Origin of the sequence: Dyella silvae (assembly GCF_026421305.1) — a bacterium.
In the GTDB taxonomy this organism is placed as follows: domain Bacteria; phylum Pseudomonadota; class Gammaproteobacteria; order Xanthomonadales; family Rhodanobacteraceae; genus Dyella; species Dyella silvae.
Genome location: NZ_JAPJBQ010000007.1, coordinates 1 through 15,640 on the forward strand (window position 1 = coordinate 1; position 15,640 = coordinate 15,640).

Annotated in this window: 16 protein-coding genes; 3 read left to right on the top strand and 13 right to left on the bottom strand. The window is 59.1% G+C overall.

From position 1 onward, the window contains the following. Window positions 1–166: 166 nt before the first annotated feature. Together OQE56_RS15555 and OQE56_RS15560 are read right to left on the bottom strand one after the other, a co-directional pair. Window positions 167–637, bottom strand: a complete 471-nt coding sequence (locus tag OQE56_RS15555; RefSeq protein ID WP_267225562.1) for a hypothetical protein — start codon at window positions 635–637, stop codon at window positions 167–169. 556 nt (window positions 638–1,193) lie between these two features. Then, complete coding sequence (locus OQE56_RS15560) at window positions 1,194–1,589, bottom strand: nuclear transport factor 2 family protein (protein WP_267225563.1); 396 nt, start codon at window positions 1,587–1,589, stop codon at window positions 1,194–1,196. Window positions 1,590–2,126: 537 nt separating this feature from the next. Here OQE56_RS15560 and OQE56_RS15565 point away from each other — a divergent pair. After that, a complete protein-coding gene (locus OQE56_RS15565) occupies window positions 2,127–4,019 on the top strand; it encodes a S53 family peptidase (RefSeq protein WP_267225564.1) in 1,893 nt (630 codons plus the stop codon). Window positions 4,020–4,130: 111 nt separating this feature from the next. Here OQE56_RS15565 and OQE56_RS15570 read toward each other — a convergent pair whose 3' ends face one another. The 4 genes from OQE56_RS15570 to OQE56_RS15585 all read right to left on the bottom strand — a co-directional run bounded on the left by OQE56_RS15570 (window position 4,131) and on the right by OQE56_RS15585 (window position 6,196). Next, on the bottom strand, window positions 4,131–4,613 hold the full coding sequence (locus tag OQE56_RS15570; protein ID WP_267225565.1) for a PepSY domain-containing protein: 483 nt from the start codon (window positions 4,611–4,613) through the stop codon (window positions 4,131–4,133). A gap of 369 nt (window positions 4,614–4,982) precedes the next feature. Further along, window positions 4,983–5,375, bottom strand: a complete 393-nt coding sequence (locus OQE56_RS15575) for a DUF1398 domain-containing protein (protein WP_267225566.1) — start codon at window positions 5,373–5,375, stop codon at window positions 4,983–4,985. 57 nt (window positions 5,376–5,432) lie between these two features. Further along, a complete protein-coding gene (locus tag OQE56_RS15580) occupies window positions 5,433–5,849 on the bottom strand; it encodes a hypothetical protein (RefSeq protein ID WP_267225567.1) in 417 nt (138 codons plus the stop codon). Window positions 5,850–5,902: 53 nt separating this feature from the next. Beyond that, a complete protein-coding gene (locus tag OQE56_RS15585; RefSeq protein WP_267225568.1) occupies window positions 5,903–6,196 on the bottom strand; it encodes a hypothetical protein in 294 nt (97 codons plus the stop codon). A gap of 305 nt (window positions 6,197–6,501) precedes the next feature. Here OQE56_RS15585 and OQE56_RS15590 point away from each other — a divergent pair, with 305 nt between their 5' ends. Next, window positions 6,502–9,747 carry a TonB-dependent receptor gene (locus OQE56_RS15590; protein WP_267225569.1) on the top strand — a complete coding sequence of 1,082 codons (3,246 nt, stop codon included), beginning with the start codon at window positions 6,502–6,504 and terminating at the stop codon, window positions 9,745–9,747. 203 nt (window positions 9,748–9,950) lie between these two features. On the opposite strand, the gene OQE56_RS15595 is transcribed toward OQE56_RS15590, so the two are convergent. Further along, window positions 9,951–10,214, bottom strand: a complete 264-nt coding sequence (locus tag OQE56_RS15595) for a hypothetical protein (RefSeq protein WP_267225570.1) — start codon at window positions 10,212–10,214, stop codon at window positions 9,951–9,953. A gap of 383 nt (window positions 10,215–10,597) precedes the next feature. Between OQE56_RS15595 and OQE56_RS15600 the strand changes: the two genes are divergently transcribed. Next, complete coding sequence (locus OQE56_RS15600; protein WP_267225571.1) at window positions 10,598–10,984, top strand: nuclear transport factor 2 family protein; 387 nt, start codon at window positions 10,598–10,600, stop codon at window positions 10,982–10,984. A gap of 172 nt (window positions 10,985–11,156) precedes the next feature. On the opposite strand, the gene OQE56_RS15605 is transcribed toward OQE56_RS15600, so the two are convergent. From OQE56_RS15605 to OQE56_RS15630, 6 genes are all read right to left on the bottom strand, one after another. Further along, entirely contained in the window at window positions 11,157–11,405 is a 249-nt protein-coding gene (locus OQE56_RS15605; protein ID WP_267225572.1) for a hypothetical protein, read from the bottom strand. Between the two features lie 173 nt (window positions 11,406–11,578). Further along, window positions 11,579–11,788, bottom strand: coding sequence for a hypothetical protein (locus tag OQE56_RS15610; RefSeq protein WP_267225573.1), 210 nt, complete (start codon window positions 11,786–11,788; stop codon window positions 11,579–11,581). Between the two features lie 255 nt (window positions 11,789–12,043). Beyond that, a complete protein-coding gene (locus OQE56_RS15615; RefSeq protein ID WP_267225574.1) occupies window positions 12,044–12,463 on the bottom strand; it encodes a hypothetical protein in 420 nt (139 codons plus the stop codon). A 146-nt stretch (window positions 12,464–12,609) separates the two neighbouring features. Continuing rightward, a complete protein-coding gene (locus tag OQE56_RS15620) occupies window positions 12,610–13,632 on the bottom strand; it encodes a DUF2891 domain-containing protein (RefSeq protein ID WP_267225575.1) in 1,023 nt (340 codons plus the stop codon). Between the two features lie 19 nt (window positions 13,633–13,651). Continuing rightward, window positions 13,652–14,608, bottom strand: a complete 957-nt coding sequence (locus tag OQE56_RS15625) for a DUF979 domain-containing protein (RefSeq protein ID WP_267225576.1) — start codon at window positions 14,606–14,608, stop codon at window positions 13,652–13,654. Further along, a complete protein-coding gene (locus tag OQE56_RS15630) occupies window positions 14,605–15,297 on the bottom strand; it encodes a DUF969 domain-containing protein (RefSeq protein WP_267225577.1) in 693 nt (230 codons plus the stop codon). The genes OQE56_RS15625 and OQE56_RS15630 overlap by 4 nt, the downstream gene beginning before the upstream one ends. Window positions 15,298–15,640: the final 343 nt, after the last annotated feature.

Sequence of the window (15,640 nt, forward strand, 5' to 3'; positions counted from 1 at the left end):
TTGCTGCCAGCGCTCCCACATCACCGCCTTCTGGCTATCGGTTATGTGCCTTCGGACTCTGGGTGCCATGCAACACTCCTTCCGCTTGCGCGTCTATAGTGTGTTGCGTTGACCGGCTGAAGTCGCAATCGAAAGCGGACCTTCCCACTAGGGCACCATGTCCCGCCTATGTCAATTTGACCTCAGTGCAAGACAGGTCCGGGGCACCAATTTCACTGGCGCCTTGTATGCCGACAGGAATTATCCACTGCGCCCTGTCTGTGGTGTCAAAGAAGATCTGAATGCTAGGGTTTTTCGAACTGCTCACGTCGCTTTGGATCGAAATGTAGAACATCCAGTTCGACCCCAACCAATGGGCGTTTGGCCCCTTTGGTCCGAAATCGAGTTCGCTGAAGTCTGGCGAACCAAGCTCACTGGCAACTTCATCTTTGGTCATGCATCGATAAAGTTCCTTGGCTCCGTTCATAAGGCGTGTCGCGCGCTCCGTTGACGCCACATAAGGATAGTGTTTGATGCCGTTCAAAAAGGCCTTCGCGCTGGGGTAAGCGTCATGTGGAACGCTTGCCGTCTCCTGTGGGTGATATCCGCAACCAACAAGCAAGACTGCGACCAGAGCGAAACCGATTTCACGTCGCATAAACACCCCTATCGGTTGTGTGGCATTCCATTGAAAGTGTCTGCTTCGGGTCGAAAGCGGATCTTCCCATGGTGCCGGAAACGCGCAGTTATCCGCTAGCCGAAGACACTCGCCGGGGATCGATCAACAACTGAGCATGGGCCTGTCCATTTCGAGTCAGCGTTCAACCTGACCGAGATCCTCAGCTATCGCCTGTACCTCTTCGCCGCCGACTTTTCGGCCCCTTCGCCTCCAAGCATCCAGAGCCATGTGAACACTACGAGGATGGTATTGGTATGCCAGTAGGCATTCGTAGCCAGAATGGCGACCAGGAGGCGCGGCGTCAGGACCCAGCCCAACCACCAAAGGAACCCGCCAGTAGCCACCGAGCTGAAGATCAACGTGAGGCGTGGAAAGAAAAACATGGCCAGGATGAATAGCCAGCCGTGGACATTCCAAAAATTCTGGTGCGCCATAGAACCTCCAAGCACCATCAAATTCGACTTTCACTGCTTATGTTCGGTCCGTCATGACCGCTCTGTATCGGAAGCGGACACTTCGAGTCCCATGGATATCACTACGCTCCCTGCTTTGATTGCAGCATCGCGCCCATTCGCTGATGGATGAGATTGATGGCCTTCAGCGGCCTCAGCATCACTTTGAATTCGACAATTCGGCCCATGCCGTTCCACTTGATGATATCGACGCCGTTGACGAGTATCCCGTCAATTTCCACCTCGAACTCCAACATCGCGTCTGATGTGCCCACAATCTCGCGCACATAGCGGAATGTTGGATTGAAGAACACGGAGAACGCCGCGCTCAGGTAGGCGGTGGCCAATGCCTTGCCTAGCTGTGGCGTGTGGACGACGGGCGAATAAAAAACCGCATCGTCCGCAAGCAGCGCGTCGAGGCCGGAAGGGTCCTGGGTACGAACCAGGCGATGCCATGTTTCGAGCGGGTGTGCGTCCATCTCATGCTCCTCTGCATTTATAGAGATGTCTGCTTTGGGTCGGAAGCGGACTCTTTGAGCAAGCTCTAGCTTAAAAGGTAGCTGCTCCGGTGGGCATGGCGATTCCCGGCCACGGCCAGCCTATCGCTTCCCCTGTCGGTTGGCGTTGGCCTTGAAGTCGGGTTTTGGCAGGCAACTCACGTCTCAATCATGTCTTTCGCGGATATGCCCTAAGGACTATGACGACATGCATAGGCTGACCGCGACCCAGATGTGACGCGCTTTCCACCGTATGAGCGCACGTTCCACCCCTCAAGACACCAGCATCAGGCGCATTCCTTCACATCGTTTATATGCATCGAGGGGGATCGTCCCGACACCTGCCGGTTCGGGGAGTCGTGCACGGGACTTTGTCTATGATTGTGGCGGCCTCATCGGCGCGCCCGCAAGGATGCCGGCTATCCGGCGCAACCACTGCAACCACTGTATTAAGGTCGGAACACACGAGCATCCGTGCTCGCAGGCCCTCGTCATCGTACTTTCATGAGGAGACCTGCCATGCTTTTCCACTACAAGCGCAAGCTGGTGACGGCGTCGCTGACGCTGATTCTCGCCGGCGCCACCGTGTCCACCGCCATGGCCGCCAATCCGGGCCAAGCCACCGAGAAGGGCGCGAGCAGCGCGAACGCACCCATCACCGCGTCCGTCGTCCTGCGTGTCCACAATCCGGAGGCACTCGAGAACTTTGCCAGGGATGTCTCCAGCCCCGGAACATCCAACTTCCGGCAATTTCTCACCACGGAGCAATTTGCCGCGAAGTTTGGCGCGAGCAATGAAGAGATCAGTCGCGTCACCCGCTTTCTGCAGCGGAACGGTATCCAGGTCAATGAAGTGGCGAGTAACCATCTTCTGATCAAAGCCAGTGGCACCGCCGCTCAGTTCAACGCCGCATTCGCGATTGGTCTTCGTGACTATGTAAGGAACGGCCGTGTCTACCATCGGCCTGATCACAACCCCAGCTATCCGGCAGAGCTGGCGGATGTCGTTACACACGTATCGGGCTTGTCAAACGAATCGTTCCGCACGCCAAAGAACCATCGCTCGCTCAGCCAGCCTGACTTCTCTGCGACATCCAACTTCGTACGGTCGGCCACGGCGTCGACCGGTGGAAGCCCAAAAGTCACGTTTGGCACGCCACTCACGGTGTTCGACGTCGCCAACATCTATGACATCAACCCGCTCTATGCCGCTGGCATCAATGGCGCGGGCTCCACGGTGGGCATCGTCACGCTGGCCGACTTCAATCCGTCGGATGCCTACGCCTACTGGACAATGATCGGTCTGCCAGTGAAGTCCAACCGCATCCTCGATATCCCCGTGGATGGAGGGGGCCAACTGAGCGCTGACGCCGGATCCGATGAGACCACGCTGGATGTAGAGCAATCCGGCGGGCTCGCCCCGCAGGCGAACATTCGCGTGTACGAGGCACCCAACACTGACTCGGCCTTTATCGACGCCTTCAATCAGGCCATCTCCGACAACGTCGTCGACTCGATATCGACTAGCTGGGGTCAACCCGAAGTGTTCCTGTTCCCGACGCTGTTCGATGGAAACATCGACAACAGGGGCGAGTTCGCTGCGTTCCATCAGCTGTTCCTCGAAGCGGCGGTACAAGGTATTTCGCTGTTTGCAGCATCGGGCGATTCCGGAGCGTATGACACTAACCGCGACGGCGCTCCATTCCCGTTCTTTAGCAAGGTGCTGACGGTTGATCATCCAGCCGCCGACCCCGCCATCACCTCGTCTGGCGGTACCACGCTGCCCTACTCGCATATCTTCAGAGGCGCCACCGTACCGTTTGTCGTACCCACGGAAGAGGTGTGGGGCTGGCACGGGCTTCAGGACTATCTGAATACCAAAGCGGGGCGCAACGTCGACTTGTTCTCAGCAGGCGGCGGCGGTGGTGTCAGCATCGTCTTTCAAGAACCGTTCTATCAGTTCTTCACCCATGGCATCCGCAAGACCGAGCCCAATCAGAACTGGGTGGACATCGCAGACGGCAACATTGAGCTTCTGAAACTGCCTGCGAACTTCCATGGACGCAATCAGCCCGACGTGTCGCTCAATGCCGATCCGGAAGTGGGTTACTTTGTGTATACGACGCTGCCGGGTGAAGGGTCGATCCAGGCGGGTGGAACGAGTTTCGTAGCGCCGCAACTCAACGGCATCACTGCGCTGCTCAAGCAGGCTGACCACCGCCGCATCGGCTTCTGGAATCCGCAGATCTATCTGCTGCAGAACGCGGTCGGCTATGGCGGATCGTTCAGCCCGTTCCACGACATCACCCACGGTGACAATTGGTTCTACTCGGGCATCGCCGGCTATGACGACGGTGCTGGCATCGGCACACTGGATGTCGCCAATCTGGCGCTGTGGCTTAACGCCTTCTGAGCCTCATGTTGAGCAACCGGCGGCGCCTTGCGCGCCGCCGGTTTTCACCTAAGCATTTCCATACAGGATGGCCGTCATCTCTGCGCGACCGGCTCCGACCCTATGGGTGCTTCAATCCTGCGAACTGGCAACAACGGCGCCATCGCCAGGATCGATCAGCAGATCAACGTGAGCGCCCCTCCCGTTTTTGGCGTTAGCGCTCCACAGGCCGTCCTGGAACTTCACGTGCTTGATGTTCTGGAACCCGACCGCTGCCAGCTTGGCATTCACTTCGTCTTTGTTGAGCTTGGATGGTGCATCGGCGGGGTAAACCTTGCCCGTGACGGGGCCGACCTTGAGTTTGACCCACTGTTTGTTGCCACCGCGGGCCTCGCTGCGCCACACACCGTCCTTGAACTCCAGGCCTTTGACTTCCTTATAGCCGGCGTTGGCGATCGCGGTCTTAATGGCATCCTCACTCAACGCACCCGTCGGCGGTTGGGACGCCCATGTCGTAACTATGGTCGTCGTCTGGGCGGCACTGGCCGGGGAGTGTGTGGTGGCGGGCAGATCCTGCGCGAAGGCTACGTTGAAAACTTGCAGTGCAATCAACATGGGAAGTATGCGCTTGATCATAGTGATCTCCTTCCACTAACAGGGATCGTACGATCAGCGTGCGCACGCGTCGTTTAAGCCTGCATGAACCATCGCCTGATACTTAGCGTCGATTCATATGGTGTTGACCGAACTTTTACGTTCCGTGCAGCGCGGGGGGCACTCACAACCTTGATAGCCACCGCTCTGAATGCAGGCCAACAAGAAGGCACGGAGGATTTGAAAGTCATTCCACTGAACCGGTCAGCACGCTCGTGATGCCGTCGTCATGTGGTTTACCTTGCGTGATCTGAATTGCGTGACGGTCAAACGCCGTAGTCTTGAAGCGATATGACGCGTCCGCCATGGGTCGGAAGCGGACTCTTGCGCTCACGCCATCTCAATCTGTTTCACCAGCAATGGCACACCCGCTTTGTCGTAGAACGTCATGGTCAGGTTGCCGGTGTGGACAGTCCATTTCTCCACGCCAGCCTCAGCCAGCCCACGCGACATTTCGAGGTATTTGGTCCGGCCGAGCTCGTGCTGCCGCAGGTGGTGAAGAAATGCCTCGTGCTGAGCAACGTCAGCGACGATAAGTGGATCATGCGCCGGAGGTGACGCCAGTTTGTAGCCACCCTGACCGAAGTACTCGGAATGCCCATCGCACAGATAGGAATCGTAATAATCGACGCCAAGCGCCTGCAGTGATTGCACATACTCAGCAAGCGTCTTCGCGCTGCCGAGTCGCGTGTGGATATCGTCGATTTGCTGCAAAGTGAACATCGATGGCGCCCCAATGGGAAATGGTGTGCTTTGAGTCGGAAGCGGACTTTCTACTACTCAACTCAGCCCCTTCCGTCCTTGCTCACCGAGCGCCGCAAAAAGCTCGCCCATTGAAAGCCGATCGTGCCAGATACTCCGCAACGACAAGTCATGGATTCTATCCAGGTCATTCGCAAGCGTTTCAAACTCTAGCGCGTCAGGCCAACCGCCCACGGGATAGCGCGCCCGGTAAATGGCCAATAACTCGTCATCTGGGCGAAGCAAGAGCGCTTGGCGACGAGGAATAGCGAACGAGGAAGCGAACATCCAAAGGAACTGCCGGATGTCTTCTTTTGGCGAGTCGGGGAACTCTCTGCGCCAGAGCTTCCCCATACATTGCCGCCCACGATAGACCTCCACGCTCTTGCGCGATATGTGCATGAGCATTCCGACGGCAACAGCGGCGCCAATGACAACGAGCAGAAAAACCACCATGTTGGCTCCTTGGTGAGTGTCCGCTTCGGGTCGGAAGCGGACCTTCCAAGCTCTTAGGCTTCTTCATGCCCTTCGAGCTCAGGCTTGGGATAAATCCGCACTGGATATTTGAGCCTAAGGACGCCGATGACGTGCTCGACATGTGAGCCTGCGCGCGCTGATTTGACCTGATGCTTCGTCGAAGAGAACGTGTCGATTGCCACCTTCTCTCCGCCATCAAAAATCCAAAACCACGAATCAGTCTGCATGCCCGACTCGACGCATGAATAGTGACTACAGAGGAAGCCTTCCAGCTCCTCATGAAAGTCCCAGTACTCAGCCGGATGGTCCATTTCCGCGAAGATCATTGATGCCTCGTGTCAGGTTTCTTTCGGTCCGCTCCGGGCCGGAAGCTGACCTTAGCCCAACCCATACCCAGCACCCAACTCCCCAGCCGCCGCCGTTGCTGCGCAGCAGTCGTCAGTCTCGCGTTAGCAAGGCATCGTAAGTTTGTCACCGGGCAATCGTAATTTTGAACGTTGAATCGCGTAACCGGGTGGCCAAACCCCGGTCGTCGATTAGCAGGGGCTCGCTATCCATGGACGGTCTCGCGGTGCTTCCGCGCGGGCAATCAGGAGTAGTGGGCCGAAAACCCACGTGACAAGGACTTCTGATGATTAACCCTATTCGCCTCAGGGCGCTGCCTGTTGCCATTGCTTCGCTGCTCGTCGCCGCCCCGCTCGCCGCTCAAAACATCACCACGTCCGGCGTCAGTGGACGCGTGGTGGATGCCTCGGGGCATCCGGTCACCGACGCGACGGTCACTATCGTGCACCAGCCCTCGGGCACCACGAAGCAGGTAACGACGGATGCCGATGGCCGCTACGCCGCGCAAGGCCTGCGCGTGGGCGGTCCGTTCGAGATTACCGCCAGCAAGGCGGACATGACGGCCGCCGAGCAGCACGATATCTACCTGCAGCTTGGCCAGCCCTCCGCGATCAATCTGAGTTTGGGTGCGACGGCCCAGGCAGCAAGTACGCTGGGCGCGGTATCGGTGAATGCGTCGTCGCTGGCGCAGACCTTTACCTCGGACAACAAGGGTCTGTCGACCAACCTTACGCAAAAGCAATTGGAGGCCACGCCCCAGGGCAATCGGTCGATCGATGACATTGCGCGGCTTGACCCGCGCATCACGGTGATCGATCAGGGCGTTGGCTCGATCTCCGCCAACGGCATGAACAACCGCTACAACAATATTGCGGTGGATGGCGTGAGCCAGGGTGACCCGTTTGGCCTGAATGCCAACGGCCTGCCTTACCAGAAGTCGCCGATCTCGCCGGAGGCGATCACCGGATACAACATATCGACCGCGAATTTCGATACCACCTCCGATACGGTGGGCGCGGACGTCAACGCAGTGACCAAGTCGGGCACCAACCAGTACCACGGCTCGGTGTATTACTCCTACCGCAACGCCAGCAAGCTGGTGGGTGACGCCGGCTGGTTGCCCAGCAGCGACCCGGGTTACCAGTACCACGGCTACAAGACGGACTGGACGGGCGGTTTCAACGTCGGTGGCCCCATCATCAAGGACAAGCTGTTCTTCTTCGTGTCGGCGGAACACGAGCGCACCAACGGTATCGGCGCGGACTCCGCCAACGGCCTGGACTACTCGCTCGGCAATGGCCCCTCGACCAGCAACAAGGTGTCGCCCGGCGATCTGCAGAAGATCATCAACGCCGCCACCAAGCTTGGCCTGACGCCGGGTACGTTCGGTGGCGCCACGGGCCTGGCGTATGACGACAAGCGTTATCTGGGCAAGGTCGACTGGAACATCACCAACGAACACCGTGCCAGCTTCACCTATCAGCGCACCAAGGAAGAGCTGCCTGCCGTGGGTGGCAACAGTGCCAACAGCGTGGGCCTGACCAGCTACACGTATACCAAGGCCATCACCACCGACGGCTACGTACTGCACCTGTTCGACGACTGGACCGACAGCTTCTCCACCGAAACCAAGGTGGCGTATCAGAAGTTCGCTCAGGACACGACGGCGCCGTTCCAGCAGCCTGCCGTCAACGTGAACTTGTCGCCCGACGGCAAAGGCCCCTCGGTCAACCTCGGCGAAGAGCGCTATCGCCACTACAACCACATCGATACCAAGAAGTTCAGCCTGTTCCTGGCCGGCACCTACGTTGTGGGCGACCACGCCATCAAGGGCGGCATCGATTACCAGAGCAACAAGATCTACAACTTGTTTGGCCAGACGGAATTCGGTCAGTACAACTTCTGGGGCATCAATAATTTCCAGAAGGCCAATTACAACTCGTACCTGCTCTATCACCCCGCGCCCGGTTATTCGCTCGGTGATATCGCCGGACGCTGGACGTATACGCAGTACAGCCCGTTCCTGCAGGACACCTGGCAGGTGACTGACCAGCTGTCGGTGCAGTACGGCGTGCGTGTCGATATTCCAGACGCCAACGTCAAGCCGGAGTACAACCCGGCATTTGCGAAGGCCTTCGGCTTCCCGAACAACTTTGCCATTGGCCCCGGCAACCGCGTCGTCGAGCCGCGCCTGTCGTTCAATTATCTTTTCGACAGCAGCTACCGCACGCAACTGCGTGGTGGCGTTGGCTTGTTCCAGACCACGCCGCCCATCGTGTGGCTGACCAACCCGTACCAGAACAACGGCGTTACGCTGCTGAACTACACCTCGTACGCGCCGTCGACGGCGCCGTTCAGTGCCGACCCGTTCAACCAGAACATTCCGGCGGGTGGCGGTGCAGGCTCCATCGACACGATCGACCCGAACTTCAAGATGCCTACGGTGTGGAAGGCCTCGCTGGCCTTTGACCGCGAGCTTCCGTGGTGGGGCATGGTGGCGTCGGCCGAGTACCAGCACATCAAGGTCCGCGATGGCATTCTTTATGAAGCGCTGAACTTCGGCGCCCCCACCGGCACGCTGCCGGATGGCCGCGAGCAGTTCTGGAAGACGCCGGGTGAACCGCCGAAGACGGCGGATTCACTCGCCAACCAGAACCGTGCCTTCAGCAACCAGTCGACCTACCTGACCAACACCAAGAAGGGCAAGTCGGACACCTTCACGCTGGCTCTCAGCAAGCCGTTTGGTGATGAGTTCTCGGGCACGGTCAGCGCAACGCTCAGCCACGCAACCGATGTCGATCCGGGTACCGACACGATTGCGTTCAACGGCTATTCGCGCATCGCTCGCCTGAATCCGAACAGCGACGTGCTGGCAACCTCCAATTACAACGTGGCCAAGAGCCTGAAGGCCTCGCTGAACTGGCAGCATGCGTTCTTCGGCGACTACTTCACGCAGGTGTCGCTGTTCTACAACGGCCATACCGGCACACCGTACACCTGGGTTTTCGCCAACGACGCGAATGGCGACACCATTGCCGGATGGGATCCGGTCTACATCCCGTCGGCCAACGACCCGAAGGTGGCTTACGCCAAGGGCACCAATCCTTTGGTCATCCAGCAGTTTCAGAACTACCTGGCCAACGACAGCTATCTGAAGGAGCACCGCGGCCAGATCGCCACGCGCAACGGCGACACGACCCCGTGGGTCAATCAGCTGGACGTGAGCTTCTCGCAGGAAGTGCCGGGCATTTTCGCGGGCAACAAGGGTGTCATCCGCCTGGACATCTTCAACTTCCTCAACCTGCTCGACAAGCATTGGGGCGACGTGCGCAACACGGGCATCTACCCGACCCGCACACTCGCGAGCTATGGCGGCGTGAATGCGCAGGGTCAGTACGTGTATTCGCTGCCGACCGACAAGAACGGCAACTACCAGCCGCAACAGCTCACCACGTATGACGGCGGGTTCTACGATCCGAGCCGAGTGGTATCGCGCTGGTCGGCGATGGTGACGCTGCGCTACAACTTCTGATCGATACCGAACCATCGCGTTATCGAAATGATGGAGAGCAGGCGCCGCAAGGCGCCTGCTCTTTTTTATGCCAAACAGCGATGGGGCGGCCAAGTCACAAAGAACCAGGCTATTGCTGACCTCGTTCTTCGTAAGGAATAGCCTTACCAAACGGGATATATGACGATCAGATAGAGCCGTCCGCTTCGGGTCGGGAGCGAGCTTTAGCCGCCGCCTGGGTTGGCATACGTCGCATGCGGACGAATGGCGACCACGGCCTCAAGCAGAGATCGACCGCTCTGCAGAATGTCATCCCTATAGAACTCCTCGGCCGCGAGGCGCTCAGCATCAATCTCCTTAAGCGCCGTTTCCGCCCATTTCGCGCGCACCGCCCCAATAGGAAATCTATCTGTCTCCGAGTCGACGCCAACGAACGTGAGAAAGAGTTCGCGTTCCAAACCGTGGCTTGAATGACGCCATTGGACCACGTTCCTGACTCCTTCCGTTAAGCAACAGCGCCCGTCAAGCAAGTCACGAAGGGCCTGCTCAAGGTGTTGCAGCACAATGGCGTTGGGGTAACTACTCAGAAATGGACTCCTATGAGCTGGTCATCGTCCAAGTCCGCTCCGGGTCGGAAGCGGACACTTTCTCGCTGGCGTTGGATCATGGCAGAACTTGGCGTTCCTACGCAGCGGATAAGCAGTGGGCGCTTCGGAACCGGGGTGTCCGGCACGAGCACTTGCATGCCAGCTGACCTGGGCGCAACGTAGTTAGCCGCCTTAGCGTTTCGCGTGCGGCACATTGCCGATTCATCGGTCAGGTACGTACCAGGCGCTGGCGTCGTAACCATACGATCCTAAATGGGAGACCCATGATGGACGTGCATAACATCCAAATGGCTTTGGAGCGACATTGGGCTGCATCTGCTGCAGATGATCAAACAGCCGAGCATGAGATCTATCACGACGATGCCGTGTGCGAGTACCCGCAGTCGGGTGAAGTGATTCACGGCCGGCGCAACCTACAGTTGCTTCGTAGCCATCACCCGGGAAAGCCTTCGGGGTTCATCGTCCGACGTATGGCAGGAGAGGGCGATCTCTGGGTTACCGAGTATGTGATTACTTATGAAGACAAGCCCGTCTACACCGTGAGCATCATGCAGTTTCGGGATGGAAAGGTGTCGCACGAGACGCAGTATTTTGCAGATCCGTTCGCTGCCCCTGCCTGGCGCGCTCAGTGGGTTGAAACGGCGGCGTGATCACCGGCGCGAATCCATCGCGCCCGCTACTTGGAGTTGGCTTCTGCTAGCGAAGGGGAACCGTCCGCTGTGGGTCGGAAGCCGACATCTCCAGTGCATCGATTGATCACTTGAACGGCAGAAGCCACGGTGAGCACCCTGGCTCTGAAATGGCCTCTTTGCCTGGATACCGTCAGTACTTCAAATTTAGCTCGGGTATGTACTTTCTGTTGAGCTCGAAGAGGTCCTGAAACTCCTCTTCGGTCAGTTCGTCGGGGGCATAAACCGCCACCGGATCCCAAATGCGGTCCGTCGCTTGCGGTTGTCGCGGGCCACCGCGCAAGGAAAACCAGCGCCCATCGCGCTGGAGCAATTCGGGCGCTTCCTCAATATGCTCGGTTCGCGCCTCATGGGAGGTTTCAAGGAACACGGCGAAGATCATGGGGAAATTCCTCGTGAAGCGTGGCCGGGTGTAGCCATAGAAAACTACCGATCCCATTTCTGCGCAAGGAGGAGATGGACTTAGGACGGAAGCGAGCACGCTGCGCAGCGATCCGCTTAGGTCTAATGGTCGCGTTAGGTCCGCTTCGGGTCGGAAGCGGACGTGGCCGGTTTTCAGTGATTCTTGAGTGCAATGTTCGAGGCTGACCGAATGCACACCATCTGCATTTCTCCCGCTTTTGCCAGATTCAGCGGGCAAACCTCCATGTCCGCCATGACGCTCTGATCAAAGGTCACGGCCCGCTTGATGCTTTCCGGTGCGTCCTCGTTTTCTGCCGGAAGCACTCCGAGGATGTGGCGAGAGCCAATCGGCGAAATTCGCATCGAAGGCGTCCCGTTGGAGAGGTAAACCCGCCCACGAAGCGCAAAGCATTTGCCACCCATTGCCTGCGCTGACTGGCACGCAAAAGAGGCGTTCGTCGCCAATGCCAGGACCAGTCCTAGGCCCAGCAGCGCACTGAGATTGTGGCCTCGCATTAGCGTCACTTCCCCTCCCATGTTGTTCTGAGAGGTCCGCTACGGATCGGAAGCGGACATCACATGATCTTTGGTGGTACCCGCGCACGACGCACATCCCGACTAGAAGCGCTGACAAGCCTGCCTCGCGTCGCCAATGAGGTAGTCAGCCTGTCGGCGCTCAAGACCCAACCCATACCGCTTGAACACCATCACTTCGGTTTCCGATCCCCACACCGCCCGGCAAACCATATCTCCCCGATAAATCTCGACATCCGGCTTCATCCAAGGGTCTAGCGCAGCACCCCAGCCGACGACCAATAGCGAGACGAGATAGCCACCAGACAATGTAAGCGCGGCCAAGGTCGCCACCCACCGACGCTTTATACGCCACGACAAAGCCAGTAGTGCGCCCAGAGTGGCCGTCATGGCGATAAGGCCAACAAGGTAATTGGCTGCCGATGATCCAAATGAAACCTGGTACACGAAGGCCGACGCGATCAGCACCCAATAAGCGACCAGCCCGGCCAAGGCTACACGCATCGATGGATCTCCCCACTGACGAATAACCATTCCGGCACACGATGAAACAGCATTAGTTTGCCCCGTATCGCATCGCTTTCGACGGGCAATTTTATGTCTGCGTTCGGTTGGAAGCGGACATTACCAAGGCGCCAGTCACGTCCGCCCTAGGCCTCCAGCGCCAGCGTCGCGAAGGTCGCCAGCCAATGCTCACCCATGTAGTCGCCCGCGACATGGGCCAGCGCGCTGTCCAGATGCCGATCTGCAGCGTGGAGCAGTCTCGTTCGGCGCACATCGCCTTCGGGCAATGCGCGTGCCAGCGCACGCTGACACCATGCACGGCTCAGGTTGAGGCCATCGAGGTGACCGATCTTGCCATCGCTGCGATCGCTGACGGTGGCCGGCTCAAACAGCGTCGCCGGCGCCCCCTGCGCGAGTTCGGGAAGGAAGCGCGCGAACCACGCGTCAAACTCAACCGGCACGAGAACGCGCCGCATGAGCTCCGCCTCCATCAGGGCCGGCGACAGGAACTCATCTCCCGACGGCTCCCACGCCTGGCAGGCAACATCGTTCAGATGCCAGCGGCGCGCCGCATCGACGATCAGCGCGCCCAATGTCTCGCGCTGCGTCGCCCGCGCGAAATCCAGCGCCAACGCGAGCGCAAACGCGGTGTTGAAGTGCGTACCAACGCGAATGGGATAGGTGGCCTTTGGCAGAAACGCTTCGAACCAGCCAACGAACACCTCGGTAAGTGGCGCGAAGGTCTTCGCCCAGCGCTCGGCCTGCGGCACCATTTTGCCCAGCGCGAGCTGCTCAATCTGGGCAGACAACGCAAGCAGCCACGCCCAACCGTAGGGTCGCTCAAAGCCGCTTTGGTGCGGCTGCGCCAGATAGGCACACTCGCCCTGGACGTTCGCCGCGGTGATGTGTGCGTCGACCACTGCGATGATGCGCTCGGCCTCTGGTAGCGAAGGAAACCGCTGGAGCAGGTGCAACACGAGCCAATAGCCATGCACGGACGAATGCCAGTCGTAGCTTCCATAGAAAATCGGATGCAACGTGCGCGGGCTCTGCACATCCTGTGGCCCCGCGAGTGCGTGCACGAGCTTATTCGGGTATTCGCGCGTCAGGTGCGACAACGCAAGCGACGCAAATTTCGACGCCAGCTCCAACGTCAACTGTGGCCCCATCGACTTATCGCCTCTTTGATCAATAGCGGGAAACGAACAGGTACAACAGCACAGTGTTGACCACGAGCAGAAGGCATGCCGTTGGGACCTGTACTTTGATCACGCCGTTCTTGTCTTTCAGTTCCAGCAATGCGGCGGGAACGATATTGAAGTTCGCCGCCATGGGCGTCATCAGCGTTCCACAAAAGCCGCTCAGCATGCCCAGCGCACCCAGTATCGCCGGATTGCCGTGAAACTGGTGCACGATCAGGGGCAGCCCAATGCCCGCCGTCATCACTGGAAATGCCGCAAACGCGTTGCCCATGATCATGGTGAAGAGCGCCATGCCCACGGTGTAGGCGACCACGACCGCCAACAGCGAGTCCACCGGCACCCATGCGGTGATCAAACCCGACACCACGCCTCCCACGCCGGCCACGGCAAACAGGGCGCCGAGCGCAGCGAGCATCTGAGGCAGAATGGCGGCCCAGCCGACCGCATCCATCGTGTAGCGCGCATCCTTCAGCGCGTGAACGGGTGAGTCGCGAAGCATGGCCAGCGCAACGATGAAGGCAATCACCGTACCGAGCACCAGCGCGATGAGCGTTACGTTCTTCGGATCGACCCAGGGCACATACGGCAATGCAAATGTACCGACAAGGGTGACGATGGGTATCAACAGTGCGACAAGGAAGAGGCGATTGCCGTAACGGTTGGCACCAGCGACACGGCGCTGCGCGGCCGCATTCACATCGGCGGCTGGCTCGGCCTTGCTGCGCCCTAGCTTGCCCGAGCCGGCGATGAGCGCCAGCAACAGCGCGAGACAGCCCGTTACAAAATGCGGCACCCTCGAGCCGAGCAGAAATGTCGCCGCGTAGATGGCCCAGAACGCGAAGTTGATGAAGCGTCGTGGGTTGGTTCGATCGGTGAGATTGAACCAGGCAAACGCGGCGAACATCAGCCCCGCCAGTGTGTACAACGTTTCCAGGCCAATCATTGCCCGCCACCTGGCCTGGAGATCGCCACGTCTCGCTTCAGCCGGCGGTCGAACAACGCGAGCCTCGCGCCATGAATCAGCAAGGCCGCCACCGCGGTCGGGATGGCCCAGACCGATACTTGCAGCGGTGCCACGATAATGCCGTTCTGCTCAAGAAAGCCCTTTATCAGCAGGATCGACTGGATGGCGATGAAAATATCCTCGCCGAAGAACACAGCGATATTGTCCACCGCGGCGGCATGCGCGCGAATCTGCTGGCGAATCGACTCGACAAGCTCGCCATGACGGTTCGTCGCCGCGGCCTCGGCCATCGGCGCGATCAGCGGCCGGACCATCTGCGCGTGGCCGCCCAGCGAGGTCAAACCGAGGGCTGCGGTGATTTGACGGGCGACGAAGTACAGCATCAGAACGCGCCCAGCGGTCGCCGCATGTACCCGCGAGATCAGGTGCCTGGCCCGCTCCTTGAGCCCATTGCGCTCAAGCAAGGCAATTACCGGCAACGTCAGCCAGATGAGCCCCATATAACGATTGTCCGCTACGGCTTTGCCGAACGCGCTGATGATGTCTACCAGGTTCAGTCCGGCAGCGAGCCCGGTCGCCAGGCCGGCCACCGTTACCACTAGCAATGCGTTGAAGCGCAGTGCAAAACCGATCACTACGATCGGCACCCCAATCAGTACCAACAACATGACCTCTCCCCGTCATACGGCGCGCACGGCGTACAAACCATCTGATTCAACCGGCCGGCGTGTACCGAACCTGAGAACGGTGGTTAACATGAAAGCCCATTGGCATCAATTGTCTTGATGACACTCGCCCTCCCAAACGACGATCGGGCATTCCGCGCCCTCCATGGTTGCAAGCGCGCATGACCACGCCCGTGTTCCGCATCAGGGCAGCGTGGCCCCATAGCCACGCCATCGCGTCACCGACGACGGCGCGTGCCTACCTGGACGATCTTGCGCGACCGCTCGCCTTTCGCAGCGAAATGTCCTCCAGGTCGAGGTTTTGACGGAGCAGGGCGATGATGCG